This window comes from Methylobacterium sp. GC_Met_3 (genome assembly GCF_026540775.1).
Taxonomy (GTDB): Bacteria; Pseudomonadota; Alphaproteobacteria; order Rhizobiales; family Beijerinckiaceae; genus Methylobacterium.
The window spans coordinates 285,024-310,542 of the sequence record NZ_JALNUL010000001.1; the positions used below are offsets into that span (position 1 = coordinate 285,024).

The following is a 25,519-nucleotide window of genomic DNA, read 5'->3' on the forward strand; positions in this document are numbered from 1 at the left end:
GCGTTTTGACGCGGCGGGTATTTTCCACCGCGCCGATCCTTGGGGCACGGTGGTTGGCACCTGCCGCCCGACGTGCGTCCCTCCGATCCCGATCCCGTGACCCACGGTACACGACAAGCGTCGGCCGACAGGGTCGGCGAGCGCGACGGGGCCCCTCGCTCGCACGGGAGCGGGGACCCACGCCTCGTTCGGGGACAATGGCGGCCCTGTCGCGGACCGGGCGCGGTACAATCCTGCGCAGCCCTGAGCGCGTGCTCGGAAACGCTGTCTTGTGCCGAACCGGTATCCGTGTCGGCGGAGGGCGCTCAGGCCGCCTGGAGCTCCACCCGGTTCCGCCCTGCCGCCTTGGCCCGGTAGAGGGCGAGATCGGCCCGCCGGAGCATGTCACCGGGATCGGCGTCGTCCGCATGCCGCACGGCGACGCCGATCGAGACCGTCACGCCGATGGAGCGGGTCGCCCGCTGCACCGGGAACGGTACGGCCTCGACCCGCTCGCGGATGCGCTCCGCGATCGCCTGCGCCTCGGCGAGGCCGGATTCCGGCAGGATCACAACCACTTCCTCGCCGCCGTAGCGCGCCACGATGTCGACCGGCCGCGTGTGCTGGCGGACCCGGTCGGCGAAGCCGCGCAGCACCTCGTCCCCGGCCTCGTGGCCGTAGCCGTCGTTGATCCGCTTGAAGTGGTCGATGTCGAGGATGAGGGCGGCCAGCGCCGCCCGCCGGGGGCCCGGCTCCGAAAACACCGCGCCGAGATGGTTGTCGAGGTAGCGCCGGTTGTGCAGCCCGGTCAGCGCATCGGTCACGGCCATCTGCAGCGACGCCTGCATCGCGCCCCGGAGCGCGTCGGTGAAGCGCCTGCGTTTCACCTGGGTGCGGGCGCGGGCCATCAGCTCGTTGCGGTCGACCGGGCGCATAAGAAAATCGTGCACGCCGAAATCGAGGCCGCGCACCACCCGGGCGCGATCGTGCTCCTCCGCCAGCATGATCAGCGGCATGGCGCGGGTCCGGTCCAGCGACCGGAGCTGGCTGCACAGGCGCAGGCCGTCGAATCCGTCGAGGTCGAGGCTGACCAACGCGAGGTCGAACCCCCCTTCGGCGGCCAGCACCAGCGCCGCCTGCGGATCGGGCTCGATCGTCACCGTATGGTGCTGGCGCAGGGCGCCGGCGAGGCGCTCGGCCGAGCCGGGCCGATCCTCGATCAGCAGGATCCGGGCATCGAGTCCGGTCTCGGCGGCGGCGAGCGCCAGGGGATCGCCGATCCCGAATTCAGCGGATGCCAGCGCCCGCTGGCGCAGCTCGTCGGTCACCGCCTTGAGGCGGACGAGGCTGCGCACCCGGGTGAACAGGGCGGTGTCGTCCACGGGCTTCGTCAGGAAATCGTCGGCGCCCGCGTCGAGGCCGCGCAGGCGGTCCGAGGGCTGATCGAGGGCCGTGACCATCACCACCGGGATATGGGCGGTGACCGGATTGCTCTTGAGGTGACGGCAAACCTCGAACCCGTCCATGCCGGGCATCATCACGTCGAGCAGGACGAGGTCGCACAGGCCCTTCTCGCAGATCGCGATGGCGTCCGGGCCGTTCATGGCGACGATTGTGTCGAAATATTCCAGGCCGAGCTTCGTCTCCAGAAGCTTCACGTTCGGGAACAGGTCGTCGACGATCAGGACGCGGGCCGACATGGTTCCTCGCTGACGCGTGGCAGGGCGGCCCGGGACGGGCGGGTCGGGAGACGGCCGCGCATCGAGACAGACGGTTGAGGTTGCCCCCCGCTCGGTCGGGGGGCAACCTCAACGGTGCGCCCCGTCCGGGGTCACCGCGGCTCAAGATACGCGCGAACCGTTGCCAAAAACTTCGCGACCGAGATGGGCTTGGACAGGTACGCCTCGCATCCGCCCTCGCGGATCCGCTCCTCGTCGCCCTTCATGGCGAAGGCCGTGATGGCGATGACCGGGATGGACTTGAGATCGTCGTCCTCCTTGAGCCACTTGGTGACTTCGAGGCCCGAGACCTCCGGGAGCTGGATGTCCATCAGGATCAGGTCGGGGTGATGGGCGCGCGCCAGCTCGATCGCCTCGATGCCGTGGGCGGTCTTGAGCGTCGCGTAGCCGTTCGCCTCCAGGAGGTCGTTGAACAGCTTCATGTTCAACTCGTTGTCCTCGACGATCAGCACCGTCTTCTTCATGATCCGTTGTCCCGGTGCTCGCCGATCATGATTAGCGGGCGGTGAAGCCCCTCCATCACCTTTGTAGCGTTCACATGTTGATGAATGGCAAACCTCTTCAAGGGGATGAAGCTGCCGAGCAGCTCGCCCTCGACGTTCTGCTGTGGATCACGGGGGAGGAGGACCGCCTCCTGCCGTTCCTGGCGGCGACGGGACTCGGCCTCGATACGCTGCGCGAAAGCGTCCGGGAGCCGACCTTTCTGGTGGGCGTCCTCGACCACGTGATGGGCGACGAGAACGTGCTCCTCGCCTGTGCACAGGCGCTCGAGGTGAAGCCCGAACGCATCGCCGCGGCGTGGCAGCGGCTGTCGCCAAGGCCGGATGACGAGTGGGCGTGAGGCGGACGTCGCGCTCCTCGCCCTTGCGGGGAGGAGTTTGGGGATCGCAGATCTGGCGTGGGGGTGGCGCTTGTTTCTCGAACCTTTGGCGTCCGGCAGTGAAGCGTGAATCCGGTCGCCCGCAGAGGGGGGAGGGAGAGCCGCGCGTCTGCCTTTGATCGTTCCTCAGGGCGTGCAGCCCTTCCCCGCGTCCTTGTCGCCCTTCCCTGCGGCGGCGTCGATGTCGAGGGTGGTCATGTCGCCCAGGATGGCGAAGTCGCCGTAATCGAGCTTGAGCGCGCCGCTCACGCCGTTCTCGTAGAGGTCGAAGCCGAGGGTGTAGATCGGCGTGCGCTCGCCGGCGCCCTCCGTGTAGTAGCTCAGGCGCACCGGCCAGTGCGGCATGCTGGCGATCGCCCCCTGGCGCAGGGGTTTGTCCCGGGTGGAGCCCGAGGCCGGCGCCGGACCCGTCCCCGTGTGGCCGATCACCGCGAAGGTGTCGTAGATTTTCTTCCCGTCGTCGGACCCGTCGAAGACCTTGACCGACAGGGTCGACTGGCCCGCCCGCGCGGCCTCGATCAGGCGGCGCATGTGCTCGCTCGGGAACAGGACCGGCCCCTCGACGGTGAAGGGCTTGGCGCCGCCCTTCAGCTTCACCGTGACGGCGTTGCCTTGGTCGGTGGCGGTCCCGTCCACCGGGGCGGCGGGCTGATTGTTGGTCAGCGTCGTCGTCTTGAACCGGAACTCCCGACCTTGCCCGCCCTCGAAGGTGGTGCTGCGCATGTCGGACAGGCGTGCGCCGGTCTCGCCAGAGGACAGTTCCGTCACCTGCCGGGTCAGCATCGTGTAGCCGCGGCAGGAATCCCCCCGGAAGTCGATGACGATGCGCCCGCGGGCACTCTCCACCGAGCGGCTGTTGCCGCCTTCGTCGAGCGTGAGGTCGTAGACGGCCCGGTGATTGGCGAGCACGATCCCGGGAGCCGGGACCGGAGACTGCGGCGAAGCCTGAGCCGGCGCCCCGGGCTCGGGGGCAGGCGGCTCGGAGACGACGGGGGCCGCCTGCGCGCTCCAGACGGAGACGAGAAGGCCGGCCGTCAGCAGGCGATGGAGGCGCAGGCGCATGGGTGACCTCGGTTCAGAGCCTGTCGCAAAACGCCCGGGCACCGGGCGTTCTCCCTCTGATCGCGACAGCGCAGCGGGAGTTTCGTGAGAGGCTCTCAGTCCGCGGCAGATAGCAGGCTCCGCGAATCGGGCAATCCCAGGGCTACCGGTAGCCCTCGGCCTGGAGGGTGAACAATTCGGCGTAGCGGCCGCCCCGGGCCATTAGGACGGCGTGGCTCCCCTCCTCCAGCACCCGGCCGCCCTCCAGCACCAGGATGCGGTCGGCCATGCGCACGGTGGAGAAGCGGTGCGAGATCAGCACGGCGGCGCGCCCCGCCGAGAGCTCCCGAAACCGCGCGAAGACGTCGTGCTCCGCCTGGGCATCGAGGGCGGCGGTCGGCTCGTCGAGGATCAGGATCTCGGCCGCGCGCATGTACGCCCGGGACAGGGCGATCTTCTGCCACTCGCCCCCCGAGAGGTCGAGGCCGCCCGCGAAGCGCTTGCCGAGCGGCTGGGCGTAGCGCTCCGGCAGGCGCTCGATCACCGGGGCGGCGAGACCCCGAGCCGCCGCGTCCGCGATGCGATCGGCGTCGGCGGCGGCCTCGATGCGGCCGACCGCGACGTTCTCGCCGGCGGTGAGATCGAAGCGGACGAAGTCCTGGAAGATCGCCCCGATCCGCGCCCGCAGCTCGTCGAGGTCGTAGGCGGGCAGCGGGACCCCGTCGAGGAGCACGCGGCCCTCGTGCGGGTCGTACAGCCGGGTCATCAGCTTGACGATGGTGGTCTTGCCGGCACCGTTGCCGCCGACCAGCGCCACCGTCTCGCCGGCCCGCACCGCGAAGGACAGGCCGCGCAGCGCCCAGGTCTGCGTGCCGGGATAGCGGTAGCCGACATTCTCGAAGACCAGCCCGTCCCGGATCGGGCTCGGCACCGGAGCCGGATCGGCAGACGTGCGGATCTGCGGCCGGATCTCGAAAAAGGCGTAGAAATCATCGAGATACTGGGCTTGGCTCGTGATCTGGGTGAAGCCGAGGAGCATCTCCTTGATGCCGCTGTGCAGGCGCTGGAAGGCACCCGCCAGGAAGGCGAGGTCGCCCACCGAGAACGATCCCGCCACGGTCCGCCAGACGATCACCGCGTAGGCGACGTAATAGGCGAGCGTCCCCAGGCTCGCGAAGGCGAAGCCCCAGCGGGCACGGGCCTTGGCGAGGCTCCGGTTCTCGGCGAGCAGCCGCCCGGCCACCTCTGCGTAGAGGTCCGTGACGTAGCGGGAGAGGCCGAACAGCTTGACCTCCTTGGCGGTCTCGACGCTGGCGCCCACGTAGCGCAGGTAATCGAGGCGGCGCCGTTCCGGGCTGCGGAACCACGCGAGGCGGTAGCCGGCCTTGGTGAAGTGCCACTCGTTGAGTACGGCCGGCACCAGGGCGGCGGCGATCAGGACCATCAGCCACGGCGTGAAGGCCGCCACGCCCACCGCCAGGGAGGCCAGGGTCACCACCGACTGGAACTGCCAGAGCACCGTTCCGATCAGGCCGGTGCGGCCGCTGACCTGCCGGCGCGCCCGCTCCAGCCGGTCCTGCTGGGCGCTGTCCTCGAACTGCGCGAGGTCGAGCGCCGCGGCATGGGCCATCAGCCGCAGGGAGGCCGCGTTGGCGTAGAGGTCGCCGATCAGGGTCTCGGTCAGGTTGGTGAGGCGGCCGGTCAGGTCCGAGGCCAGGGCGAGCCCGAACTCGGCCGCCACCAGACCGGCAAGCCGCGCCCGTGCCGGATCGGCGAGCCAATCGGCGATTCCGCCAATCGGCGCCGGCCGGGCGTGCTCGGCCACGATCCCGTCGAGGATCAGCTTGGCAATGTACAGGGACAGGACCGGCAGGCAGGCCGCCACGAGACGCAGGGCAAGGCTTGCGGCCAGCATCCGCGGGCTCGCTGCGGCGATCTCCCGGACCAGGGTCGGCAGATGGCGCAGGGCGCCGAGACGCGAGCCCGGGTTGGCCGCCCGATCCGTCATCGGGGTGTAATCCAGCGCGGAAGAGCGCCGGCTGGTTGGCCGATACGCGACAAAAGCATAAACTGTAGCATTATAGTGGCTTAGACCTCGTCGAGTGATGCGTGCTCAGCGGACCTGCGATCCTCAGAATTTCACTTCTCCTCATCATCGCCGGCCTGCTCGCCGCGGTGGTGCAGTTCCTGTTGCCGAGCCCGGGGCCCGCGCCGGTATCGCCGCCCGCGCGCGCACCCGCTCAAGTGGTCGAGTCACCGACGATCGTCCAGCCGGCACCGCCGACGCCCGCCCCGGTCCCGGCGGCCGGGCCTGATCGGCGGCCGGGCGCTCCCGCGCAGACCGCGACCCCGCCCCAGGCCGCCGTGGCGCCCGCTGCCCCCGGCCAGATGCCGTCCGACGCCCTCGCCTTCCCGTCCGATCCGGTCGCGCCAGCTCAGCCGCAGGGGCAGGAGGCGGCCGGGCAGGCCGAGGTCGAGAAGGCCGAGGACAGCGCCGGCCCCCGGGCCCTGGCGGTGGTCGATCTGAACACCGCGTCGATCGCCGATCTCAACCGTCTCCGGGGCGGCGGTGCCATCGGCCGGGCGATCGTCACCAAGCGCCCGTACGCGTCGGTGGATCAGCTGCTGTCGAAGCGGGTGCTCAGCCGGGGGGTGTACGAGCGGATCAAGGATCAGGTCACGGTGCGGTAGGCGGCCGAGGATCCACCGTATCAAAGCTTCGGCGCTCCGCCACACCGCCTTGCAGCGACCATGGACTGACCATGGGCATATCCCGGATGTTTCAGGGGTATATGCGTGCCGCTCTACGTCAAGGACCCGCAGGTCGATGCCCTGGCGACGCAACTCATGACGTTGCTGGGCACGAGCAAGACGGACGCTGTCCGCCGCGCACTCCAGAACGAGATCGTGCGCCAAACCAGCCAACGGGATCTGGTTGGGTGGACGTCGGATTTCGTCCGTGCGCTCCATCAACGAGCCGGACCAAATCCGAAGCCAGTCGACAGGGCGTTCATCGACAGCCTCTACGCGCGCGGATGAGGCCGCTCCCAATGTTCGTGGACGCCTCGGCCCTCACAGCCATTCTGATCGACGAGCCTGAGGCCCACAGTCTTGTGGCCCGTCTGCAGCAGGCACGCCGCCGTATGACCTCACCCCCTGGCCGTGTGGGAGACCGCTGTGGCAGTGGCGCGCCACCTCGACCTCACGGTCCCGGATGCCCGCGACGCCGTGCGCGCCAATCTCGACCACGCCGGCATTCGGATCCTGGCCGTTCCGTCTGAAGCGGCCGACGGGGCCCTCGACGCCTACGATCGTTTCGGCAAGGGCCGACATCCCGCGGGCCTCACCTTTTCGGCGACTGTTTCGCCTACGCGTGTGCCCGGGCCTACCAAGTCCCTCTGCTCTACAAGAGCAACGATTTCCCCCTCACCGATATCGAGGCTGGGTGAGGCCTGGGCTTCGATCGCGCAAACGAGCAGGCCGTGGGCTGAGAACCCTCAGAGCGTCGTCCCAAAAATCTCCGCGACCTGCGGGATGTCCTTGTCGCCGCGGCCCGACATGTTGAGCACCATCAGGTGATCGGCCGGGCGCTGCGGGGCGATGTCCAGCACCTTGGACAGGGCGTGGGCCGGCTCCAGGGCCGGGATGATCCCCTCCAGCATCGAGCAAAGCTTGAACGCCTCCAGGGTCTCGGAATCGGTGGCCGAGAGGTATTTCACCCGGCCCATCTCGTGGAGCCACGCGTGCTCGGGGCCGATGCCCGGATAGTCGAGGCCCGCCGAGATCGAGTGCGCGTCGGCGATCTGGCCGTCGCCATCCATCAGCAGGTAGGTGCGGTTGCCGTGCAGCACGCCCGGCTTGCCGCCGGTGAGCGAGGCCGCGTGCAGGCCCGACTGGACGCCATGGCCCGCCGCCTCGACGCCGAAGATCTCGACCTCGCGGTCGTCGAGGAACGGGTGGAACAGGCCCATCGCGTTCGAGCCGCCGCCGATGCAGGCGATCAGGGAATCCGGGAGCCGGCCCTCCTGGGCGATCATCTGCTCGCGGGTCTCCCGGCCGATCACCGACTGGAAGTCGCGCACCATCGCGGGGTACGGGTGCGGGCCCGCCACCGTGCCGATGCAGTAGAACGTGTCGGCGACGTTGGTGACCCAGTCGCGCAGGGCCTCGTTCATCGCGTCCTTGAGGGTCTTGGTTCCGGATTCGACCGGGATCACCTCGGCGCCGAGCATCTTCATGCGGAAGACGTTGGGCGCCTGCCGGGCGACATCGACCGCGCCCATGTAGACGATGCACTTGAGGCCGAAGCGCGCGCAGAGCGTCGCGGTGGCGACGCCGTGCTGGCCGGCGCCAGTCTCGGCGATGATCCGCGGCTTGCCCATCCGGCGGGCCAGCAGGATCTGGCCCAGCACGTTGTTCACCTTGTGCGAGCCGGTATGGTTCAGCTCCTCGCGCTTGAAATAGACCTTGGCGCCCTGCCCCGCCGGCGCCTTGGCGCGCAGATGCTCGGTGAGGCGCTCGGCGTAGTAGAGCGGGCTCGGCCGGCCGATGTAATGGGTGCCGTAGCTCGCCATGTCGGCCGCGAAGGCGGGATCCTGCTTGGCCGCCTCGTAGGCCGCCTCCAGCTCGAGGATCAGCGGCATCAGCGTCTCGGCGACGAAGCGGCCGCCGAAGATGCCGAAGCGGCCGCGCTCGTCGGGGCCGGTGCGGAAGGAGTTGGGCTCGGGGGCGATGGTCACGGGACGGATCCTGCGCGCGAGGGTCGATCTGTTGCCGGGTGCCTAGACCCATGTCGCCGCCGCCGCAATGCGGCCTGCTGTGCGCGACGGTTGCGGACCCGGATCGGTTGTCACAGGATGGCGTCGATGCCCTTCCGGCTGGCCAGGGCCAGCAGCTTCAGTGACGGGCCGCCGGGTTTCTTCTCGCCCCGCTCCCATTTGCTGACCAGAGACGGGGTCACGTTGAGGGCCCGTGCGAAGATCGCTTGGCTCATCTGAGCGGTCTCGCGGATGGCGCGGATCGCCGCCGGCTCCAGGGGCGCGACGGGCGTCAGGCACGACAGGTCGAAGCGGCGCAGGGTCGCTTTGTCGATCGCTCCGCCCGCATGCAGGTCCTGAGCGATCAGATGGGCCGACCGGAGCGCATCACTACGGTAGGTTTTCTTCGTGCTCTCCATCGTCGATCCGCCTCCAACTTTGCGCCGCCGCGACACGCATTAAGGCCTCATCGCTGAGGCTGATCAGGGTCGCCGCGAGGTCGCGGTAGACCTGCGTTTCCGCCTTGGTCAGGTTCGCTTTGGTGTTCTTGGCAAACAGATGCAGGAAGATCGCAGTCTCCCCGCGTCTGTACGCGATGATGCTTCGGAAGCCGCCGGAGTGCCCCTGCCCGTCGCGGGGGATGCGCTGCTTGATCAGCGCCAGGCCGAGTTGCGCATCGATCAGGTCTCGTTCGGGGCGGCTGATAGCCTCAATCAGGTTACCGTCAGTCACATTCAGCTTCGCAGCGCGTTTCGCGAAGTCGCGCGGCAGGAAGATGCGCATGCCGATTCCTCACGGAACCGATCCTGATCAAGAATGCGCGCGTACTCTGCTCCTGGCGGCTTGCCCCTGGATCGGCGATCCCGGGATGGGGGCATCTGGCTTGGCCGCTGCCACCCTGTCGGCGCAAAGTATGGTCCCTAGTGCTAGGATGCAAGCGCCGCAGCCGGACGTGGCTGTCAGTGTGCTCGGAAGGCCGCGTTCGCGGCCGCCAGACCGTTTCCCGCACTATGCAAGGCACCAGCGCATGATGAGCCGGCTCGGGTAACCGCATGGTGCGCGCCGGCGAACCCGTGCATGTGCCGCATCCGGCAGGAGGTCAGCATGGCTCTTCGCGACTCGCTTCGTCCCCTCCTCGGGGCAGTCCTCGGGCTCGGCCTCGCGGGAGCGCTCCTGCTGCCGCGCCTGCCGGCCCTGGCCGAGGAGGCGCCCCGGCGGCTGCCGGAGTCCGCGATCCAGGCCACTGAGGCACCGGGCTCACACGTCGCAGTGTTCGCAGGCGGCTGCTTCTGGGGCGTGCAGGGGCTGTTCCAGCATGTCCGCGGCGTGACGCGCGCGGTCTCGGGCTATGCCGGCGGCATCCGCGCCGACGCCGATTACCGGACGGTGAGCGGTGGTGGGACCGGCCATGCCGAGGCGGTGGCGGTCACTTACGATCCCGCGGTGATCCGCTACGACGAACTGCTGCGGATCTTCTTCTCGGTGGCGCTCGACCCGACGCAGGTGGACCGCCAGGGTCCCGATAGCGGGCGGCAGTACCGGTCGGCCGTGTTCCCGCAGGATGCCGGGCAGGCCCGAATCGCCAAGGCCTACATCGCTCAGCTCGATGCGGCGAAGTCCTATGCGCGCCCGGTGGCCACCCGGATCGAGCCCGGGGCGGCGTTCTATCCGGCGGAGGGCTACCACCAGGACTTCATGGCCCTGCACCCCGGGCACCCGTACATCGCCGCCAACGACGCGCCGAAGCTGGAGGCGTTGCGGGTCCTGTTCCCGGAGCGGACGGCGACGGAGCCGGTACTGGTCAACCGTCCGCCGGCGTGAGCGACGGCGCGTCCTATTCGTCCGGCGGCCGCGGCCGTCCGAAATCCGGCGCCGCAGTCTCCTGGCCCTGGGCCACGATGCTGCGCCGGATCGCCCGGGTGCGGGTGAACATCGCGTGCAGCGCCTCGCCGTCGCCCCAGCGCACCGCCTTGGCGAGCGCCGAGAGGTCCTCGTTGAACCGCCCGAGCATCTCCAGAACCGCCTCGCGGTTGTTGAGGAAGATGTCGCGCCACATGGTCGGGTCCGAGGCGGCGATGCGGGTGAAGTCGCGGAACCCGCTCGCCGAGAACTTGATCACCTCGGATTGCGTCGCCTCCTCCAGCTCCGCCGCGGTGCCCACGATGTTGTAGGCGATCAGGTGCGGCAGATGGCTGGTGATGGCCAGCACATGGTCGTGGTGCTCGGCGCTCATCGTCTCGACATTGGCACCCATCCCGGCCCACAGGGCGTGGACAGCCTCGATCGCCGCCGGGTCGGTGCCCTCGGGCGGGGTCAGGATGCACCAGCGGCCCTGGAACAGGGTGGCGAAGCCCGCATCCGGCCCCGAGAACTCGGTTCCGGCGATCGGGTGGCCGGGGACCAGGGCGACGCCGTGGGGCAGATGCGGCTGGATCGCCGCCACCACGGCGCCCTTCACCGAGCCGACATCCGACACGATCGCGCCGGGCTTGAGATGTGGCGCCAGCTCGGCCGCCGCCGCGCCGATGGCGCCGACCGGTACGCACAGGATCACGAGATCGGTCTCGGCCGCGCCCTCCGCCGGGTCGCCGGTGACGACATCGGCGATGCCGAGTTCTTGGACCCGTGCGCGCACGGCCGGATCGCGGTCCAAAGCCACGATCGTGCGGGCGAGACCGTAGCGCCGCGCCGCCCGGGCGATCGAGGAGCCGATCAGGCCCAGGCCGACGATGGCGAGGCGGCCGACGACCGGGGGCTCGGCCGTGGAGGTCTCAGGCATGCGCGCCCCGCACGAAGTCGCCGAGCGCCGCCAGGAAGGCCGTGTTCGCCTCCGCGCTCGCCACCGTCACCCGCAGGGCGTTCGGCAGCCCGTAGGCGGTGACGCGCCGGGTGATCAGCCCACGTTCGATCAGGAACGCGTCCGCATCCGCGGCCGAGCGGCCCGGTTCGTCGGGGAAGTGGATCAGCACGAAATTCGCCACGCTCGGCGTGACCGTGAGGCCGAGCGCCCGGGCGCCCTCCGTGAGCTTGGGCAGCCACTCGGCGTTGTGGGCGGCGGCAGAGGCCATATGCGCCTCGTCCGCGATGGCGGCCGAGCCGGCGGCGATGGCCAGCCCCGAGAGGTTGAACGGACCCCGGATCCGGTTGACCGCGTCCACGACATGGGCCGGCGCCACCATCCAGCCGATCCGCACCGCGGCCAGCCCGTGGATCTTCGAGAAGGTCCGGGTCATCACGACGTTCTCGGATTCCAGCGCGAGTTCGAGCCCGGCCGAGTAGTCATTCGCCCGCACGTACTCGGCATAGGCGCCGTCGATCACCAGCAGCACCTGCGGCGGCAGGCTGGCGTGCAGGCGGCGGATCTCATCGAACGGCAGGTAGGTGCCGGTCGGGTTGCTGGGATTCGTGACGTAGACGATCCGGGTCCGCTCCGTGACCCGGGCCAGGATCGCGTCGACATCGGTGGTGAAGTCGCGCTCGGGCGCCACCACGGGCTCGGCGCCCGAGGCCAGGATGGCGATCCGGTAGACCAGGAATCCGTGCTCCGAGTAGATCCCCTCGGTCCCCGGCCCGCCATACGCGTAGGCCAGAAGCGAGAGCAATTCATCCGATCCCGAGCCGCAGACGATCCGCTCGGGATCGAGTCCGTAGCGCCTGGCGATCGCGGAGCGCAGGGCCGTGGCGCGCCCGTCCGGATAGGTCTCCAGCTTGGCGGTCGCCGCGTGGAGCGCGGCCAGCGCCGCGGGGCTTGGGCCGAGCGGCGTCTCGTTGGACGAGAGCTTGTAGACCGTGCCGCCGCCGGGCCGCCCGCTCTTGCCGGGCACGTAGGTGTCGATCGCCAGGACTCCGGGGCGCGGTTCCGGGCGAGCGGATTGGGGGGCGGACATTGCGGTGCGACTCGGGATGCGCGGTGCGGATGGCGGTTCGCGCCCGTCTACAACATTTCCTTTGCCGGTGAACCCAGGCCGTTTCTCGGTCGCGATCGCAGGACGTCGATGGGAAACGCCCAGGCCTGGGCTCCATCCCCGTACGACCGCGCCGCCCTACCTGTCTCGATCTCAACCCGATCGCGAAGGACGGAAGCCATGCCCCTCACACGCTACCTGGACGGCGGCGCCCACATCCTGCCCGCCGACGGCACCCTGATTCGCTTCGCCATGACCGACGGCGCGCGGGTGATCGGCATCGATGTGCCGATCCCGGTGCTGCGTCAGCAGTTCGGCGCGGGTGCCGATGGGGCGCCCCTCGACCTGTTCGCCCGCAATCAGGCGGCAATCGAGGCGGCCGCCAGCCGCGCCTACGACCGGACCGACACGCCCAACGACCTGCTGGATATGGGGCCGGAGGATTTCGACACGGGGCCAGCGCAAGCCAAGCTCTGACGGCGATAGTCGCTCCGCGCCCGCCGCGGCAAAACCGGCGACGCGCAAATGCCGCGGGGCACGCGCCACGTTTCGGCCTGTTGAACCCGGAGACAGGGCGCAACGGGCGTGCCGCGCCCGGCATATGCGTGGATGGATCGAGAATGCCCGGTGACCTGATCCCCTGCAGCCTGTTCCTGATCGGGATCCTCACCTCGGTCGCTGCGGATTTCCGCCTCCGGCGCGTGGACGCGGCGCCCTGGGCCAACGGCTGTATCACCGTGGCCGGCGCAGCCCTGGTCTTCGCCGCCTGCGCGGCGGCGATCCGCTGAGGAACCCTCGGCCATCGGATCGACTTCACCCGTGGGTTCGACGGCTGGGTGAGGGCCGGCGGCGGGATGAGGTCTTCATGGTTTCGCTACAGGCTCTGGCCGGTTGTGCCCTCGTGCTGGCCGGGATCCTGATCGAGAGCGCGGCGAGCCGGCACTGGTGGGCCGGGGTCGGCGCCGACCGTCTCGACGCCAGGGCCGCCCTCGCGGTCGCGCTGCCGGCCCTGGGGCTCGCGCTGATGGCGGCGCCGATCGCCTGAGCCGGAGGCAGCGCCCGCGGGCCCGCACGTGCTCGACCACACTGCGACGCTTGGCTTCCCGATCGAGACCTTCGTCATCAGAGGACGGAGGGGAAGATGAACCAGTTTTTCGACATCGTCCGGGACGGCGGGTCTGCATGGTCGAGCCCGCCTGGATGAGGGCCCGGCAGACCCTGACATCGGCCACGGCCGACCGGTCGGTCGAGGGCCGTTGGACGGCGGGTGTCTCCGACTGGCGCGGCGGTCGGTAAGGCCGCACCGGCGGGGCGCGTTGACGCTGGCCGCCCCGCGCATTACCTCCGGAGCCTCGCTGGCCGCATCGGGCGAGGGCGGCGCGTCAGGCGAAACCGTGCTCTCCCGGTCCGGACCCGCTCAGAGACACGGTCGTCAAGACCCGCCATGGACACCCAACCGGACACAGCCCTGCGGCCGGACCCGATCGACGAGCCGACCCAGCGCGCCTCCGAGCGCTCGCAGGCGCTCGACCCGAAGAGCCCGGTCGCGTGCTTCGGTACGGACCGGCCACTCCTCACCGATGCGGGGGTCGAACTCGCGCCGTTCCAGATCGCCTACCAGACCGCCGGCACGCTCAACGCCGCGCGCTCGAACGCGGTGCTGATCTGCCACGCGCTCACGGGCGATCAGTATTTCGCCCACACCCATCCGGTGACCGGCAAGGGCGGCTGGTGGGAGACGCTGGTCGGCCCCGGCAAGCCGATCGACACGGATCGCTACTTCGTGGTCTGCTCGAACGTCATCGGCTCCTGCATGGGCTCCACCGGCCCGGCTTCGATCGACCCGGCGACGGGCCGTCCCTACGGGCTGAACTTCCCGCTGGTGACGATCCGCGACATGGTCCGCGCGCAACAGATGTTGCTGGAGCATCTCGGCGTGCAGGACCTTTTCCTGTGCATCGGCGGCTCGATGGGTGGGATGCAGGTGCTGCAATGGGCGGCCCTCTATCCCGATCGCGTCTTCGCCGCGATGCCGATCGCCACCGGCCCCCGCCATTCGGCGCAGAACATCGCGTTCCACGAGGTCGGCCGGCAGGCGATCATGGCCGACCCGGCCTGGGCCGACGGGCGCTATCTCGAAGCCGGCACCCGGCCCGCCAAGGGGCTCGGCGTCGCCCGGATGGGCGCGCACATCACCTATCTCTCCGAGCCGGCCCTGCACCGGAAGTTCGGCCGCCGCTTCCAGGGCGGCTCGGCGCCGACCTTCTCGTTCAACGCCGATTTCCAGATCGAGAGCTACCTGCGCCACCAGGGCCTGAGCTTCGTCGAGCGGTTCGACGCCAATGCCTATCTCTACCTCACCCGGGCGATGGATTATTTCGACCTCGCCGAAGACCATGGCGGCGTGCTGGCCAACGCGTTCCGGGGCACGAAGACCCGCTTCTGCGTGATCTCCTTCACCTCGGACTGGCTGTTCCCGACCCGGGAATCCCGTGCGATCGTCCATGCGCTCAACGCCGCGGCGGCGCCGGTCGCCTTCGTGGAGGTCGAGAGCGACAAGGGCCACGATGCCTTCCTGCTCGACGAGCCGGCGATGTTCTCGGCCGCCCGCGGCTTCATCGACGCCGCCGCCCGGGCGCGCGGCCTGTGACCGGGTCCGGCAGGATGATGTTCGGCAAGCTGCCGCTGGGCAAGGCTCGTCACGGCGCCCCCTGGGAGAGCGCGGATGCCCTCCCCCACGCGGCCGAGAACAACGGCGCGCGGGTCGATCACCTCGTGGTGCTCGGCCTCGTCCCGGCGGGCGCCCGGGTCCTCGACATCGGCTGCGGCGACGGCTCGTTGCTGGCGCTCCTGCGCGACCGCCGGGGCATCGACGGGCGCGGGATCGAGCTGACCCGGGAGGGGGTGAATGCCTGCCTCGCCCGAGGCCTCTCGGTGATCCAGGGCGACGCCGACACCGACCTCGCCAACTATCCCGACGGCGCCTTCGACGTGGTGGTCCTGTCCCAGACCATCCAGGCGACCCGCAACCCGCGGGTGGTGCTGGAGCACCTGCTGCGGATCGGGCGGCAGGTGATCATCTCGTTCCCGAATTTCGGGCATTGGCGGGTCCGGTCGGAACTCGCCCTGCGCGGGCGCATGCCGGTCACCGAGATCATGCCCGATGCGTGGTGGGAGACCCCCAACATCCACCATTGCACGATCCGCGATTTCGTCGGGCTCTGCCGGCTGATCGGCGCCCGGATCGAGCACGCAACCGCGCTCAACGCCCGCGGCCGGCCGATGCGGTTCTCGATGCCCTGGTGGGTGTGGAACCTGTTCGGCGCGCAAGGCGTGTTCCTGCTCCGCCGCGACGTCGCCGAGGGCGGGCGCTAGGGCGCGGCTCGGGGAAGCGGCCGGCCTACCCGCCCGGCCAGCGCAGCGCGGCCCGCAGCCCCCCGAACTCCGAGCGCCCGAAATCGAGCTGCGCCCCTGCGGCCTCGGCCACGTCTCGGGCGATGGCGATGCCGAAGCCGGTCCCTGGCCGGGTCTCGTCCCAGCGCTGACCACGGCCGATCCCCGCAATCGCCGCCGCGCTCATGCCGGGGCCGTCATCGTCCACGGCGAGGCTCGGGCCCCCGGGTCCGGTCTCCCCGGTGATCCGCACGCGGCGATGGGCCCATTTCCGCCCGTTGTCGAGGAGGTTGCCCAGCACCTCCATCAGCTCCCCCTCCTCCCCCGGATAGGCGAGCGCCTCCGGAACCGACACCGCCCAGTCGAGGGAATCCCCCTCCGGCAGCCGGCGCATCGTCGCGACGAGCCGCTCCGCCACCGGGGCCACCCGGCAGGAGCGCCGCCGCAGGTCGCCGGAGGCGGCGATCCGCGCCCGGGCGAGCGCCCGTTCGACCTGCCCGCCCATCGCCCGCGCCTGCTCGGCGATCTCGGCCGAGAGGGCCGGATCCGCGGGGCCGGTCCGGCGCGCCAGGGCGTCGAGCACGGCAAGCGGCGTCTTGAGGCCGTGGGCCATGTCGGCGGCCGCGTCCCGGGCGCGGATCAGAGCCTGCTCCTGCGCGTCGAGCAGCCGGTTGAGGTCGGCGACCAGCGGCCGGACCTCGTCGGGGAAATGCTCCGGCAGCCGTGTCCGCGTCCCGGCATGGACCGCCAGGAGATCCGATTGCAGCAGCCGGAACGGTGTCAGCGCCCGGCGCACGAACAGCGCCATCGCCAGCGTCAGCACGATGAACAGGGCGACGAGCGCCGGGACGAGCAGGCGCAGGAAGGTCGTCCGGCTCGCCGCGAGGTTGCGCCGATCCTCCGCCACGATCACCCGCAGATCGGTCTCGGCGCCGCTCGGCCCGATCGTGAGGGGCTGGATCACCGCGATGAGCCGGCCGCCGTCCGGCCCGGTCGCGTCGACGGTTCCGGCCGCGTCCGCCTTGCCCAATTCCAGGCTCTTGTCCCAGAGCGAGCGCGACCGCAGGACGTATGATCCCGCCTCCACCTGCCAGTACAGGCCGCCATAGGGCGTGGCGAAGCGTGGGTCCGGGGGCTCCCGAGAGAGCGTCGGACTGCCGTCCGGGGCAAGGGTGACCCGGCCGGCGATCAGCTTGGCGGTCCGGTCGAGGCCGTCGGCGGTGCGCGCGTCGAGCACCCGATCGAGAATCACGGTCAGCTCGATCCCGGCGAGCAGGAGCGCCAGGGCGATCAAGGCCGCCGCCGCGAGGCCGAGCCGGAGGCGGAGCGAATCCCGGCTCACGGGCCGTCCGCGGCCGGGACACTGTAGCCCTGGCCGCGCCGCGTCTCGATCACCCCCGGCCCGAGCTTGCGGCGCAGGCGGGTGAGCAGCGCCTCCAGGGCATTCGCCTCGCGCTCGGTGCCGACCCCGTGGAGGTGGTCGAGCAACTCGCCGGCCGGCACCACCTGCCCCGGCCGGTGCAGCAGGAACGCCAGGAGCCGGTATTCCAGGGCGGTCAACTCGGTCGGGCGGCCATCGACGCTGACCGCCCGGGTCCGGGTGTCGAGTTCCACGGCGCCCGCGCGCAGGATCGGCGAGGCATGGCCGGCGGTGCGCCGGAGGATCGCCCTGAGTCGCGCCACCAGTTCTTCCATGCGGAACGGCTTGACGAGATAGTCGTCGGCCCCGGCATCGATGCCCTCGACGCGCTCGCGCCAGCCGTCCCGGGCGGTGAGGATCAGCACTGGCAGCGCGACGTCGGCGGCGCGCAGCCGCCGCAGCACCCCGAGCCCATCCAGGCGCGGCAGGCCGAGATCGAGCACCATGGCGTCGTAGGCCTCGGTCTCGCCGCGGAACCACGCGGCCTCCCCGTCCGCCACCACGTCGGCGACGTAGCCGGCCCGCTCCAGGCCCTGGCGGATATCGGCGGCGATGCGGGGCTCGTCCTCGACGATCAGGACGCGCACGGATGACCCTGTTCCTCAATCATCGTCGTCGTCGTCCAGGATCTTGGCCGAGCCGGCATCGACCTTGACGGTCCGGCGCTTCCCGTCGGCGCCGAGGATGCGCAGCTTGTAGCGCCAACGCCCGTCGTCGCGCTTCAGATCGACCGACACGACATCGCCAGGCACCGCTTCGCGGGCGGCGTGCAGGATCTCGTCGAGGGGGCGGATCTCGCCCTTCTCCAGGGCCTGGCGGGCGCGGTCGGCGTCCTCGGACGCGGATGCGGGTGCGCCGGCGAGGACGGCGAACACGCAGAGCAAGGCGGCGCGGCGGGCATTCATGCGGGTACGCGGTAGCGCGCTTTGCCTGACGGGAGGCTGACAGGCGCCGTCAGGATGGCGGGGCTGGGCTTCGGCACAAGGGGGCCATACCCCGTCCGGAGACCTGAAACCATGTCGCTGATCCTCGGTGCCCTCCTCGCCTGCGCGGCCGGTGTTGCCGGCACCCTCCTCTGCCCGGACGACAAGGCCGGCCGGTCGCGCCTGCCGCTGCTGGCGGTGCTCCTGGCCGGCGGCCTCGCAGGGCATACACCTGCCCGGGCCGGCGAGGTCCTTCAGGGCCCCGCCCAGGTGATCGACGGCGGCACCCTCCGTGTCGGCGCGCGTCAGGTCAGCCTGGCCGGCATCGTCGCGCCGGATGCCGACCAGTCCTGCTCGGACGCGCAGGACCGGACCTATGCCTGCGGCCGGGACGCCGCCCGGGCGCTCACCGACCGTATCGGCGAGGCGGTGGTCGCCTGCGAGCCGCGGGGCGGTGGGGAGACGCTCGTGGCGCTGTGCCGGATCGGCGATGAGGATCTCGGCTCCTGGATGGTGGCCCACGGTCTCGCCGTGCCCGAGCGCGACGCCGCGCCCGCCTATGCGGCGGCCGCCGACCGGGCCTGGGGGCGGCGCCTCGGCCTGTGGTCGGGGGTGTTCCAGGACCCGACCGAGCGTCGCCGCCGGCACGCCGCAGCGGGGCTGCACATCGCCGGCTAAGGTCATCGAGGCTCGCAGATCCGGGACGATCGGGGTTTCGAAAGGGCGAGCCCTTTCGCGGGTGCAGGGCGGAGCCTTGCAGGGTTCGGGCGGAGCCCGACCTCGGGGCCTGCCCCGACGCCCCGCCAAAGGGCATGGCCCTTTGGGATCCATGACTTCAGAGCGCCCGCGCGAGGAACGCTCCCGGGTGCGGCCCGGCAAGCCCGTCTCACCCAGGAACCGCGGAGGTCCCGCGGCACCACCCGCTGATCCGGTCGGTTACTGCGAGCGCCGGCTGAACGAGACCGCGTAGGCCTGCACCCGGGCGTCGATCAGCGGATCGTCCGAGACCTCGATTCCATCAGTGAGGTTGTTCGGCATGAACAACAGCGCCTTCTCGGCCTCGGCGCTGTTCGGCACCGCCTGCGAGACCGTCAGTGTGCCGAGATCGACCGTCTTGCGGTCGTCCGGCCAGGGCTTGGAGGCGTCGTTGGTCGGGTCGCCGGCGTCAGCCAGCTGGGCCAGGACACGGAACTTCGCCGGCTCCTTGGCGATCCGGGGCCCGATCTCCGCCATCAAAAAATTCGGATCGCGCTTGGCCGCCTCCTCCGGCGGCAGGATCTCCTCGCCCTGCACCGGCTCGATGCGGAAGCGGAACGGCTGGCGCTTGCCGTCCTTGTCCACGAAGATGAAGGCGTTGACGCCGTTATAGGTCTGCCGGGCGAAGCTCGATGGCGTCTTGGCGGTTTTGCCTGCCGTAGCGGCGGCCGGGTGGGTCGCGGCGAAACGCTCCAGCGCGGTCGGATGAGCCGCCTTCGGCCCGCTCTCGGCGACCGCTCTCAGGAGGTCGCGGAAGTCTTCTCCGGTGGCGACCGGGAAGTACTTCAAGGAGTTGGTGACGACGTCCATGTCCGAGCCGTCGCTGAGCTTGAACTTGAGCGACAGGCCGTGCGGATTGGCGTCGGCTGCGCCGTCCGGGATGGTCGGCACGCCGGTGGAGTCGGAGAAGCGGAACGTCACCGGCACCGTCGGCCCCTGGAACAGGGACGCCTTGCTGATTGTCGCGGCCTGCGCCGACGGGGTGAAGCTGCCCTCGGCGACCACGCCCTTGGCGTGGTTGGCCCGCGCGCCCGGATGCTTGCCGAACAGCGTGTTCATCGCATCGACCGTTTGCTCGGCCGTGGAGGCGTCCTGAGCCAGGGCCGGTGCAGCGGTCGCGAGCGCGGTGCTCAGCAGGAGGGCGAAACCCAATCTCGAATGCAGCATGAGGATCCTCTCGGCAGCGATGGCCAGCCCGGGCCCGGTCAATAGGGACCGGACCATCTTCTAGGGAGCCACGCGCTGGAGGCACAACCAAAAGCTATGCCGCTGCGGCGTGCGGCTTACGTCCTGGCGGCACTCATCCGTTCGCAGAGGCGTCGACGCTACCGCGCCCCGCGATGCAGGTCGCCGTCGATCAGGAGCGCGCTGCGGCTGTCGAGCCGGGAGCGGTAAACCTGCAGGTTCTCCATCACCCGCTGCACGTAATTGCGGGTCTCGGTGAAGGGGATGCGCTCCACCCAGTCGATCACGTCGACGCCCGGCTTGCGCGGGTCGCCATAGGCGTCGATCCACTTCTTCACGTTGCCGCCGCCCGCATTGTAGGACGCGAAGGCCAGCACGTAGGAGCCGCGCCAATCCTCCATCAGCTCGCCGAGATGGGCCTGACCCAGCTTGGCGCAATAGGCGGGGTCGCTGGTCAGGCGATCGACGTCGAACGATGCGGCGACCCGGCGGGCGGTGCGCTGGGCGGTGGCCGGCATCATCTGCATCAGGCCCCGGGCGCCGACGCCCGATTGGGCCCGGGGATCGAACTGGCTCTCCTGCCGGGCGATCGCGTAGACCATGGCCCGCTCCACCTGCGGCACCGCCGTGTAGGTCTCGTAGGCCGGGATCCCGATCGTCGGGTAGGCGTGGGCGTCGAGCGGCAGGCCGCGTTGGACCGCGAGCTTGCCGATCGCCACCAGGGCGCGCGGATCCTTCATGTCGGTGGCGAGGTCGCCGAGCGCCTGGATCTCGCGCGGGTCGGAGAGTTCCCGCGCGGCGTCGATGTAGAGCGGGAGGGCGAGATCCTTGATGCCGGCCTCGCCCAGCATCCGGAGGGCCCGGATGTAGAGCCGCCCCTCGAAGGCCTGCCGCTCAGGCCCTTCGAGATCCGCGGGCGCCCGCAGGGGCAGGCTGGTCTGGCCCAGCTGCGCCCGCGCGACCTGCCCGTAATAGGCGATCGGCTGTAGGGCGGCACGCTCGTAGTCGCGCCTCGCCTCGTCCGACCGGCCGAGCGCCTCGGCCGTGCGCCCCTGCCAGTAGGCGGCCCGCGCCACCGAGATCGGGCTTTCCGCGATGGTGGCCATCCGGGCGAAGTGCTGTGCGGCGGCGGCTGGATCGCTGGTGAAGCGCAGCGCGATCCAGCCGGCGTGGAACTCGGCCTCAATCCGCTTCTCCGGCGAGCGTGCCGCTGAGGCGCTCGCGACCCTGTAGGCCATCTTCGCGTCGCCGAGGTCGAGGAGCTTGCGCGCCACGATCCGGCGCTCGACCCACCACTCGTCGCCGTCGACCAGCACGTCCGGGTTGGTCGGGGCTGCGGCCAGCACGGCGGCGGCCTCCTCGGGCTTGTCGGCCCGGCGGAGATACTGCGCCCGGGAGAAGATGTAGGAGGCATCCCCGCGCAGCGACGGCGGCACCGCGGCGAGCGCCGATGCGGCCCCGGACGACTTGTCCTCCACGGCCCGCCGGGCGCGCACGAGGCTGGCATAGCCGCCGCCCGCGTAACCGGCCGCTCGGCCGGCGCTCTCCCAATCGTCCTTCAGGAGCGCCCGCTCCATCCGGAAGCGGTGATCGACCCGGGTGAGCGCTTCCGGGAAGGCATCGAGCACCTTGGCCTCGAGGCTGCGCCCGAAACTCTCGGCGCGCCAGAGGTCGCGGACCATCTCGGCCGCATCCGCCTCGTAGCCGTCGGCGCGGAGCGCCAGCGCCAGGGCGAACTTGCCCGGCGCGCTTGCCGGCTTCGCCGTGGCGAAGAAGGCGCGGACCGTCGTGGGGGGTTTCCGCTCGGAGAGCAGCGCCTCCTCGGCCCGCCGGCGCAGCAGGGGGCCGGCCGGCCAATCCGGATTGGCCCGGGCGAACGCGATCGTGCGGTTGAACCCGATGCCCGCGCCCGCGCGGATCGCCACCCATTCGAGCAGCGCCTTCGCGGCCGGATCGGTGAAGCCGTCGCGCATCCGGTCTCCGTCGGCGACCCGGCCCTTGCGGTAGAGGTCGATGGCGCCGCGCAGCAGCGTCGGATCGGTGTCGCCGGAGATTTTTGGACGCGCGGGGTCGGGCACTTCGGGGACCGGGGCCGCCGGGGCGACGGCCGCGTCGGGCATCGGGAAGGCCACCGGGGCGTCCGGGTCGGCCGACGCGTAGGCCGAGGCTGCGGCCGGCAGCGGCCGGGCGGGTTCCTCGCCCTTCTCGTCGCCGGAGGCGTGGATCGGATCGAGCTTCAGGGCGTCGGCCGCGACGGGGTCGGCGGCCTTCCCGGCTTCCGCACCGCGAATCTGCGCAGCCGAGAGGGCAGCGTCGCTGGCGGGGGGCGTCGGCTGCGTCGCGGGGGCGTCCGGGACCGCCAGCGCCACGCCGACGGTGGCGATGAGCGCGGCCACAGCCAGGGACGTGCGCTTCGGGGCCAGAGTCGCGGCGGCGGATCGGATCACGATGTCCCCCTGCTGATCACCGGGGCGGGAAAGAATGAGGATCGAACGGCGACCATAAAGATCGCGTTAACCGTCGCGACGATCTGTTTGCGCGCCGTGGCCCGACCGCCTATGTCTGCCCGTCCGCGCCCGTACGGTGCGGACCACGCCCGGCGCCGAGACCGCCGAGAAGATCCCCGTTGGGACCCTTTGGGACGCCTGAGATGACCGAGATGACCGGGAGCCGCCTGCGGGGCTCGCTCACCGCGCTGGTGACGCCCTTCCGCGACGGGGCCTTCGACGAGGCCGCCTTCCGCAAATTCGTGCGCTGGCAGATCGAGCAGGGCAGCCACGGTCTCGTGCCCACCGGCACCACCGGCGAGAGCCCGACCCTGACCCATGCCGAGCACGACCGGGTGGTCGAATCCTGCATCGACGAAGCGGGCGGGCGCGTGCCCGTGGTTGCGGGCGCAGGCTCCAACTCCACCGCGGAAGCCGTCGCGCGGGCACGGCACGCCGAGCGCGCCGGGGCCGACGCCGTCCTGGTGGTGACGCCGTACTACAACAAGCCGACGCAAGAGGGCCTCTATGCCCACTTCAAGGCCGTCAACGACGCGGTCGGTATTCCGATCATCATCTACAACATCCCGCCGCGCTCCGTCGTCGACATGAGCGTCGAGACGATGGCCCGGCTCTTCGAGCTGAAGAACATCGCCGGCGTGAAGGACGCGACCGCAAAGATCGACCGCGTCAGCCAGCAGCGTCAGGCCATGGGGCCGAACTTCCTCCAGCTTTCAGGCGAAGATGCGACGGCGCTCGGCTACAACGCCCAGGGCGGCCACGGCTGCATCTCGGTGGTGGCGAATGTCGCCCCCCGGCTCTGCGCCGACCTGCAGGAGGCGACGCTTTCGGGCGATTACGCCAAGGCGCTGACCATCCAGGACCGGCTGTTCCCGCTGCAGACCGGCCTGTTCGCCGAGGCCAACCCGGCGCCGGCGAAGTACGCGCTGGCCCGGCTCGGCCACATGACCGAGGAGCTGCGCCTGCCCCTGGTGCCGGTTACGGAGCCCACGAAGCGCATCGTGGACGCCGCCCTGCGGCATGCCGGCCTGCTCGAAGGCTGATCCGCAAGGCTTAAGAGAGTCACACAACAATGGCCCCGAAACCGGAGCCCGGCCGGCGCATCGTCGCCGACAACCGTGCCGCGCGTTACCATTATACGATCGAGGACACCCTCGAGGCCGGCATCGCCCTGACCGGCACCGAGGTGAAATCCTTGCGCGGCGGCAAGGCCACGATCGGCGAATCCTATGCCGGCCCCTCCGGCAACGACCTGATGCTGTTCAACGCCTATATCCCGGAATACCTGGAGGCGAACCGCTTCAACCACGAACCCAAGCGCCCGCGTCGCCTGCTGCTGCATCGCCGCCAGATCAACAAGCTGATCGGCGCGACCCAGCGCCAGGGCTACACAGTGGTGCCGCTGAAGATCTACTTCAACGACCAGGGGCGGGCGAAGGTCGAGCTGGGGCTCGGCAAGGGCAAGCAGGCGCACGACAAGCGCGAGGCTGCCAAGGAGCGGGATTGGCAGCGCGACCGGGCGCGGCTGCTGCGGGATCGGGGGTAGCGAACGGACAGTTCTTCTGCCCACCCCGAGATCAGGATAGGCTTACGGTCTCCGAGCGGAGCGACCCATGCCATCCAACCACAATGCCCTGCCCGCCGACCTCCCCGTCCCCGAGGATGACGGCGGGGCCGATCACCTGCGCGGGATGCAGCTGCCCGACGTGGCACTGACCGCCACGGATGGGCGCACGATCTCCCTGGCCAAGCTCTCCGGCCGCACCATCGCCTACGCCTATCCCCGAACCGGCGAGCCGGGACGGCCGGGCCTGACGCCCGATTGGGACGCGATCCCCGGTGCCCGGGGCTGCACGCCACAGGCCTGCGACTTTCGCGATCACCATGATGAACTGAAAGCCCGCGGCGTCGCCCAGATCTACGGCCTGTCGACCCAGACCAGCGCCTACCAGCGGGAGGCCGCTGAGCGGCTGCGCCTGCCGTTCTCGATGCTCTCCGATCCGCACCGCGCCTTCGCGATGGCGGCGCGTCTGCCGGTCTTCGAGGTCGGCGGTCAGGTGCTGCTGCGCCGTCTCACCCTGGTGATCGACGACGGCGTGGTCACGCACCTGTTCTACCCGGTCTTCCCGCCGGACCAGAGCGCCCGGCAGGTTCTCGATTGGCTCGGCGGAACAGGCGCCTGAAGCGCTATTCCTCCTCGGAATCCGGCTGGCGGATGCCGTAGCGGTTCTCCAGGCTCGGGCTCGGACGTCCCTCGCCGCGGTAGCGGCTCGACGAGTCGCCCGCGGTCCGCGCCGGCCGCTCGCTCGGCTCGCGTCCGATCCGCCCCGCGAGGCTCGCCAGATCGACGAACTCGTCGGCCTGCCGCCGCAACTCGTCGGAGATCATCGACGGCTGGGTCTGGATCGTGGAGATCACCGTCACCTTGACGCCGCGCCGTTGCATCGCCTCGACCAGCGAGCGGAAATCGCCGTCACCGGAGAACAGGATCATGTGATCGATATGGGCGCTGAGCTCGAGGGCGTCGATCGCCAGCTCGATGTCCATATTGCCCTTGTACTTCCGCCGCCCCATGGAATCCGTGAATTCCTTCACCGGCTTGGTCACGACGCGGTAGCCGTTATAGTCCAGCCAGTCGATCAGGGGTCGAATGGAGGAATATTCTTGATCCTCGATCATCGCAGTATAATAGAATGCGCGAAGAAGATTTTCTCGTGACTGAAATTCCTTTAGCAGTTTTTTATAGTCAATGTCGAAGCCGAGGGCCTTGGTGGTCGCATAGAGATTGGCACCGTCGATAAAGACTGCGCTGCGTTGATTTGCTGTCATGAACAGTTCAGTTCCTGAAACATTTGGGTGACGGGAAATCATATTTAGAAACGGTCATGCTCCGACCGCGACCTTGGGCCGGGGATGTATTGGCGCGATCGACCGTCGCTATGCTCTGCAATCCGGGGCGAAAAGCGCGGTCGTTATCCGGTAACCGTCGCCCAGGCAATTCGACCATTCGTCTCAAATGCGTCCGTGTCAAGCT

General features: G+C 70.1%; 28 protein-coding genes and 1 pseudogene. 14 read left to right on the forward strand and 15 right to left on the reverse strand.

What is annotated here, in order from left to right; all coding sequences use genetic code 11:
• Window positions 1-305 precede the first annotated feature (305 nt).
• Both OXS27_RS01400 and OXS27_RS01405 read right to left on the reverse strand, forming a co-directional pair.
• Window positions 306-1,679, reverse strand: coding sequence for a PleD family two-component system response regulator (locus OXS27_RS01400; RefSeq protein WP_243925845.1), 1,374 nt, complete (start codon window positions 1,677-1,679; stop codon window positions 306-308).
• A 131-nt stretch (window positions 1,680-1,810) separates the two neighbouring features.
• Window positions 1,811-2,182, reverse strand: coding sequence for a response regulator (locus OXS27_RS01405; protein ID WP_007560977.1), 372 nt, complete (start codon window positions 2,180-2,182; stop codon window positions 1,811-1,813).
• An 80-nt stretch (window positions 2,183-2,262) separates the two neighbouring features.
• Here OXS27_RS01405 and OXS27_RS01410 point away from each other — a divergent pair, with 80 nt between their 5' ends.
• Window positions 2,263-2,559: a DUF3572 domain-containing protein gene (locus OXS27_RS01410; RefSeq protein WP_267353759.1), complete on the forward strand. Its 297-nt coding sequence runs from the start codon at window positions 2,263-2,265 to the stop codon at window positions 2,557-2,559.
• Between the two features lie 165 nt (window positions 2,560-2,724).
• On the opposite strand, the gene OXS27_RS01415 is transcribed toward OXS27_RS01410, so the two are convergent.
• Window positions 2,725-3,660 (reverse strand): cell envelope integrity EipB family protein, encoded by a 936-nt coding sequence (locus OXS27_RS01415; protein WP_267353761.1) that lies wholly within the window; start codon window positions 3,658-3,660, stop codon window positions 2,725-2,727.
• Window positions 3,661-3,802: 142 nt separating this feature from the next.
• Complete coding sequence (locus OXS27_RS01420; RefSeq protein ID WP_267353763.1) at window positions 3,803-5,647, reverse strand: ABC transporter ATP-binding protein; 1,845 nt, start codon at window positions 5,645-5,647, stop codon at window positions 3,803-3,805.
• Between the two features lie 101 nt (window positions 5,648-5,748).
• Between OXS27_RS01420 and OXS27_RS01425 the strand changes: the two genes are divergently transcribed.
• The 3 genes and pseudogenes from OXS27_RS01425 to OXS27_RS01435 all read left to right on the forward strand — a co-directional run bounded on the left by OXS27_RS01425 (window position 5,749) and on the right by OXS27_RS01435 (window position 7,088).
• Window positions 5,749-6,330 carry a helix-hairpin-helix domain-containing protein gene (locus tag OXS27_RS01425; RefSeq protein WP_243925838.1) on the forward strand — a complete coding sequence of 194 codons (582 nt, stop codon included), beginning with the start codon at window positions 5,749-5,751 and terminating at the stop codon, window positions 6,328-6,330.
• Between the two features lie 105 nt (window positions 6,331-6,435).
• Window positions 6,436-6,678, forward strand: a complete 243-nt coding sequence (locus OXS27_RS01430) for a type II toxin-antitoxin system VapB family antitoxin (RefSeq protein ID WP_267353765.1) — start codon at window positions 6,436-6,438, stop codon at window positions 6,676-6,678.
• Window positions 6,679-6,689: 11 nt separating this feature from the next.
• A pseudogene (locus OXS27_RS01435) lies at window positions 6,690-7,088 on the forward strand (type II toxin-antitoxin system VapC family toxin).
• A gap of 48 nt (window positions 7,089-7,136) precedes the next feature.
• On the opposite strand, the gene trpB reads toward OXS27_RS01435, so the two are convergent.
• The 3 genes from trpB to OXS27_RS01450 all read right to left on the reverse strand — a co-directional run bounded on the left by trpB (window position 7,137) and on the right by OXS27_RS01450 (window position 9,179).
• On the reverse strand, window positions 7,137-8,378 hold the full coding sequence (gene trpB, locus OXS27_RS01440) for a tryptophan synthase subunit beta (protein ID WP_243925834.1): 1,242 nt from the start codon (window positions 8,376-8,378) through the stop codon (window positions 7,137-7,139).
• A 110-nt stretch (window positions 8,379-8,488) separates the two neighbouring features.
• Window positions 8,489-8,815, reverse strand: a complete 327-nt coding sequence (locus OXS27_RS01445) for a helix-turn-helix domain-containing protein (protein ID WP_243925832.1) — start codon at window positions 8,813-8,815, stop codon at window positions 8,489-8,491.
• Complete coding sequence (locus OXS27_RS01450) at window positions 8,787-9,179, reverse strand: type II toxin-antitoxin system RelE/ParE family toxin (protein ID WP_267353767.1); 393 nt, start codon at window positions 9,177-9,179, stop codon at window positions 8,787-8,789. The genes OXS27_RS01445 and OXS27_RS01450 overlap by 29 nt, the downstream gene beginning before the upstream one ends.
• Window positions 9,180-9,500: 321 nt before the next feature.
• Between OXS27_RS01450 and msrA the strand changes: the two genes are divergently transcribed.
• Window positions 9,501-10,217 carry a peptide-methionine (S)-S-oxide reductase MsrA gene (gene msrA, locus OXS27_RS01455; protein ID WP_267353769.1) on the forward strand — a complete coding sequence of 239 codons (717 nt, stop codon included), beginning with the start codon at window positions 9,501-9,503 and terminating at the stop codon, window positions 10,215-10,217.
• Between the two features lie 13 nt (window positions 10,218-10,230).
• Here msrA and OXS27_RS01460 read toward each other — a convergent pair whose 3' ends face one another.
• Window positions 10,231-11,175 (reverse strand): prephenate/arogenate dehydrogenase family protein, encoded by a 945-nt coding sequence (locus tag OXS27_RS01460; protein ID WP_267353771.1) that lies wholly within the window; start codon window positions 11,173-11,175, stop codon window positions 10,231-10,233.
• Window positions 11,168-12,283 (reverse strand): histidinol-phosphate transaminase, encoded by a 1,116-nt coding sequence (locus OXS27_RS01465; RefSeq protein WP_267353773.1) that lies wholly within the window; start codon window positions 12,281-12,283, stop codon window positions 11,168-11,170. Before OXS27_RS01465 ends, OXS27_RS01460 begins: the two co-directional genes overlap by 8 nt.
• 198 nt (window positions 12,284-12,481) lie before the next feature.
• Here OXS27_RS01465 and OXS27_RS01470 point away from each other — a divergent pair, with 198 nt between their 5' ends.
• From OXS27_RS01470 to metW, 5 genes are all read left to right on the forward strand, one after another.
• Entirely contained in the window at window positions 12,482-12,778 is a 297-nt protein-coding gene (locus OXS27_RS01470; protein WP_243925822.1) for a hypothetical protein, read from the forward strand.
• Window positions 12,779-12,921: 143 nt separating this feature from the next.
• Window positions 12,922-13,089 carry a hypothetical protein gene (locus OXS27_RS01475; protein ID WP_243925820.1) on the forward strand — a complete coding sequence of 56 codons (168 nt, stop codon included), beginning with the start codon at window positions 12,922-12,924 and terminating at the stop codon, window positions 13,087-13,089.
• Between the two features lie 77 nt (window positions 13,090-13,166).
• Complete coding sequence (locus OXS27_RS01480) at window positions 13,167-13,346, forward strand: hypothetical protein (RefSeq protein ID WP_243925818.1); 180 nt, start codon at window positions 13,167-13,169, stop codon at window positions 13,344-13,346.
• 399 nt (window positions 13,347-13,745) lie between these two features.
• Complete coding sequence (locus OXS27_RS01485) at window positions 13,746-14,951, forward strand: homoserine O-acetyltransferase (RefSeq protein ID WP_243925816.1); 1,206 nt, start codon at window positions 13,746-13,748, stop codon at window positions 14,949-14,951.
• Window positions 14,952-14,965: 14 nt separating this feature from the next.
• Window positions 14,966-15,676 (forward strand): methionine biosynthesis protein MetW, encoded by a 711-nt coding sequence (gene metW / locus OXS27_RS01490; RefSeq protein ID WP_243925814.1) that lies wholly within the window; start codon window positions 14,966-14,968, stop codon window positions 15,674-15,676.
• A gap of 25 nt (window positions 15,677-15,701) precedes the next feature.
• Here the strand turns inward: metW and OXS27_RS01495 are convergent, their stop codons facing one another.
• Genes OXS27_RS01495 through OXS27_RS01505 form a run of 3 tightly spaced genes read right to left on the reverse strand, consistent with a single transcriptional unit; the run spans window position 15,702 to window position 18,019 of the window.
• On the reverse strand, window positions 15,702-17,036 hold the full coding sequence (locus tag OXS27_RS01495) for a sensor histidine kinase (protein WP_267353778.1): 1,335 nt from the start codon (window positions 17,034-17,036) through the stop codon (window positions 15,702-15,704).
• Window positions 17,033-17,701 (reverse strand): response regulator transcription factor, encoded by a 669-nt coding sequence (locus OXS27_RS01500; RefSeq protein ID WP_243925811.1) that lies wholly within the window; start codon window positions 17,699-17,701, stop codon window positions 17,033-17,035. Before OXS27_RS01500 ends, OXS27_RS01495 begins: the two co-directional genes overlap by 4 nt.
• Window positions 17,702-17,716: 15 nt before the next feature.
• Window positions 17,717-18,019, reverse strand: coding sequence for a PepSY domain-containing protein (locus OXS27_RS01505; protein ID WP_267353781.1), 303 nt, complete (start codon window positions 18,017-18,019; stop codon window positions 17,717-17,719).
• Between the two features lie 111 nt (window positions 18,020-18,130).
• Between OXS27_RS01505 and OXS27_RS01510 the strand changes: the two genes are divergently transcribed.
• Window positions 18,131-18,715, forward strand: coding sequence for a thermonuclease family protein (locus OXS27_RS01510; protein WP_267353783.1), 585 nt, complete (start codon window positions 18,131-18,133; stop codon window positions 18,713-18,715).
• Between the two features lie 258 nt (window positions 18,716-18,973).
• Here the strand turns inward: OXS27_RS01510 and OXS27_RS01515 are convergent, their stop codons facing one another.
• Window positions 18,974-19,960, reverse strand: a complete 987-nt coding sequence (locus tag OXS27_RS01515) for a catalase family peroxidase (protein WP_267353784.1) — start codon at window positions 19,958-19,960, stop codon at window positions 18,974-18,976.
• A 158-nt stretch (window positions 19,961-20,118) separates the two neighbouring features.
• Entirely contained in the window at window positions 20,119-22,425 is a 2,307-nt protein-coding gene (locus OXS27_RS01520; protein ID WP_267353786.1) for a lytic transglycosylase domain-containing protein, read from the reverse strand.
• Between the two features lie 203 nt (window positions 22,426-22,628).
• Here OXS27_RS01520 and dapA point away from each other — a divergent pair, with 203 nt between their 5' ends.
• From dapA to OXS27_RS01535, 3 genes are all read left to right on the forward strand, one after another.
• The gene (dapA, locus tag OXS27_RS01525; protein WP_243925801.1) at window positions 22,629-23,528 is read left to right on the forward strand and encodes a 4-hydroxy-tetrahydrodipicolinate synthase; all 900 of its coding nucleotides are present in this window, start codon (window positions 22,629-22,631) and stop codon (window positions 23,526-23,528) included.
• Between the two features lie 29 nt (window positions 23,529-23,557).
• Window positions 23,558-24,031, forward strand: a complete 474-nt coding sequence (smpB, locus tag OXS27_RS01530; protein ID WP_243925799.1) for an SsrA-binding protein SmpB — start codon at window positions 23,558-23,560, stop codon at window positions 24,029-24,031.
• A 67-nt stretch (window positions 24,032-24,098) separates the two neighbouring features.
• On the forward strand, window positions 24,099-24,668 hold the full coding sequence (locus OXS27_RS01535) for a peroxiredoxin (RefSeq protein WP_267353790.1): 570 nt from the start codon (window positions 24,099-24,101) through the stop codon (window positions 24,666-24,668).
• Between the two features lie 4 nt (window positions 24,669-24,672).
• On the opposite strand, the gene OXS27_RS01540 is transcribed toward OXS27_RS01535, so the two are convergent.
• Window positions 24,673-25,314: an NYN domain-containing protein gene (locus OXS27_RS01540; RefSeq protein WP_243926006.1), complete on the reverse strand. Its 642-nt coding sequence runs from the start codon at window positions 25,312-25,314 to the stop codon at window positions 24,673-24,675.
• Between the last annotated feature and the right edge of the window lie 205 nt (window positions 25,315-25,519).

Bases quoted from the DNA above. Each gene is read 5' to 3' on its own strand.
- OXS27_RS01400 (WP_243925845.1), bottom strand. From the start codon at position 1,679: ATGTCGGCCCGCGTCCTGATCGTCGACGACCTGTTCCCGAACGTGAAG.
- OXS27_RS01405 (WP_007560977.1), bottom strand. From the start codon at position 2,182: ATGAAGAAGACGGTGCTGATCGTCGAGGACAACGAGTTGAACATGAAG.
- OXS27_RS01410 (WP_267353759.1), top strand. From the start codon at position 2,263: ATGAATGGCAAACCTCTTCAAGGGGATGAAGCTGCCGAGCAGCTCGCC.
- OXS27_RS01415 (WP_267353761.1), bottom strand. From the start codon at position 3,660: ATGCGCCTGCGCCTCCATCGCCTGCTGACGGCCGGCCTTCTCGTCTCC.
- OXS27_RS01420 (WP_267353763.1), bottom strand. From the start codon at position 5,647: ATGACGGATCGGGCGGCCAACCCGGGCTCGCGTCTCGGCGCCCTGCGC.
- OXS27_RS01445 (WP_243925832.1), bottom strand. From the start codon at position 8,815: ATGGAGAGCACGAAGAAAACCTACCGTAGTGATGCGCTCCGGTCGGCC.
- OXS27_RS01450 (WP_267353767.1), bottom strand. From the start codon at position 9,179: ATGCGCATCTTCCTGCCGCGCGACTTCGCGAAACGCGCTGCGAAGCTG.
- msrA (WP_267353769.1), top strand. From the start codon at position 9,501: ATGGCTCTTCGCGACTCGCTTCGTCCCCTCCTCGGGGCAGTCCTCGGG.
- OXS27_RS01460 (WP_267353771.1), bottom strand. From the start codon at position 11,175: ATGCCTGAGACCTCCACGGCCGAGCCCCCGGTCGTCGGCCGCCTCGCC.
- OXS27_RS01465 (WP_267353773.1), bottom strand. From the start codon at position 12,283: ATGTCCGCCCCCCAATCCGCTCGCCCGGAACCGCGCCCCGGAGTCCTG.
- OXS27_RS01470 (WP_243925822.1), top strand. From the start codon at position 12,482: ATGCCCCTCACACGCTACCTGGACGGCGGCGCCCACATCCTGCCCGCC.
- OXS27_RS01475 (WP_243925820.1), top strand. From the start codon at position 12,922: ATGCCCGGTGACCTGATCCCCTGCAGCCTGTTCCTGATCGGGATCCTC.
- OXS27_RS01480 (WP_243925818.1), top strand. From the start codon at position 13,167: ATGGTTTCGCTACAGGCTCTGGCCGGTTGTGCCCTCGTGCTGGCCGGG.
- OXS27_RS01485 (WP_243925816.1), top strand. From the start codon at position 13,746: ATGGACACCCAACCGGACACAGCCCTGCGGCCGGACCCGATCGACGAG.
- metW (WP_243925814.1), top strand. From the start codon at position 14,966: ATGATGTTCGGCAAGCTGCCGCTGGGCAAGGCTCGTCACGGCGCCCCC.
- OXS27_RS01505 (WP_267353781.1), bottom strand. From the start codon at position 18,019: ATGAATGCCCGCCGCGCCGCCTTGCTCTGCGTGTTCGCCGTCCTCGCC.
- OXS27_RS01510 (WP_267353783.1), top strand. From the start codon at position 18,131: ATGTCGCTGATCCTCGGTGCCCTCCTCGCCTGCGCGGCCGGTGTTGCC.
- OXS27_RS01515 (WP_267353784.1), bottom strand. From the start codon at position 19,960: ATGCTGCATTCGAGATTGGGTTTCGCCCTCCTGCTGAGCACCGCGCTC.
- dapA (WP_243925801.1), top strand. From the start codon at position 22,629: ATGACCGAGATGACCGGGAGCCGCCTGCGGGGCTCGCTCACCGCGCTG.
- smpB (WP_243925799.1), top strand. From the start codon at position 23,558: ATGGCCCCGAAACCGGAGCCCGGCCGGCGCATCGTCGCCGACAACCGT.
- OXS27_RS01535 (WP_267353790.1), top strand. From the start codon at position 24,099: ATGCCATCCAACCACAATGCCCTGCCCGCCGACCTCCCCGTCCCCGAG.
- OXS27_RS01540 (WP_243926006.1), bottom strand. From the start codon at position 25,314: ATGACAGCAAATCAACGCAGCGCAGTCTTTATCGACGGTGCCAATCTC.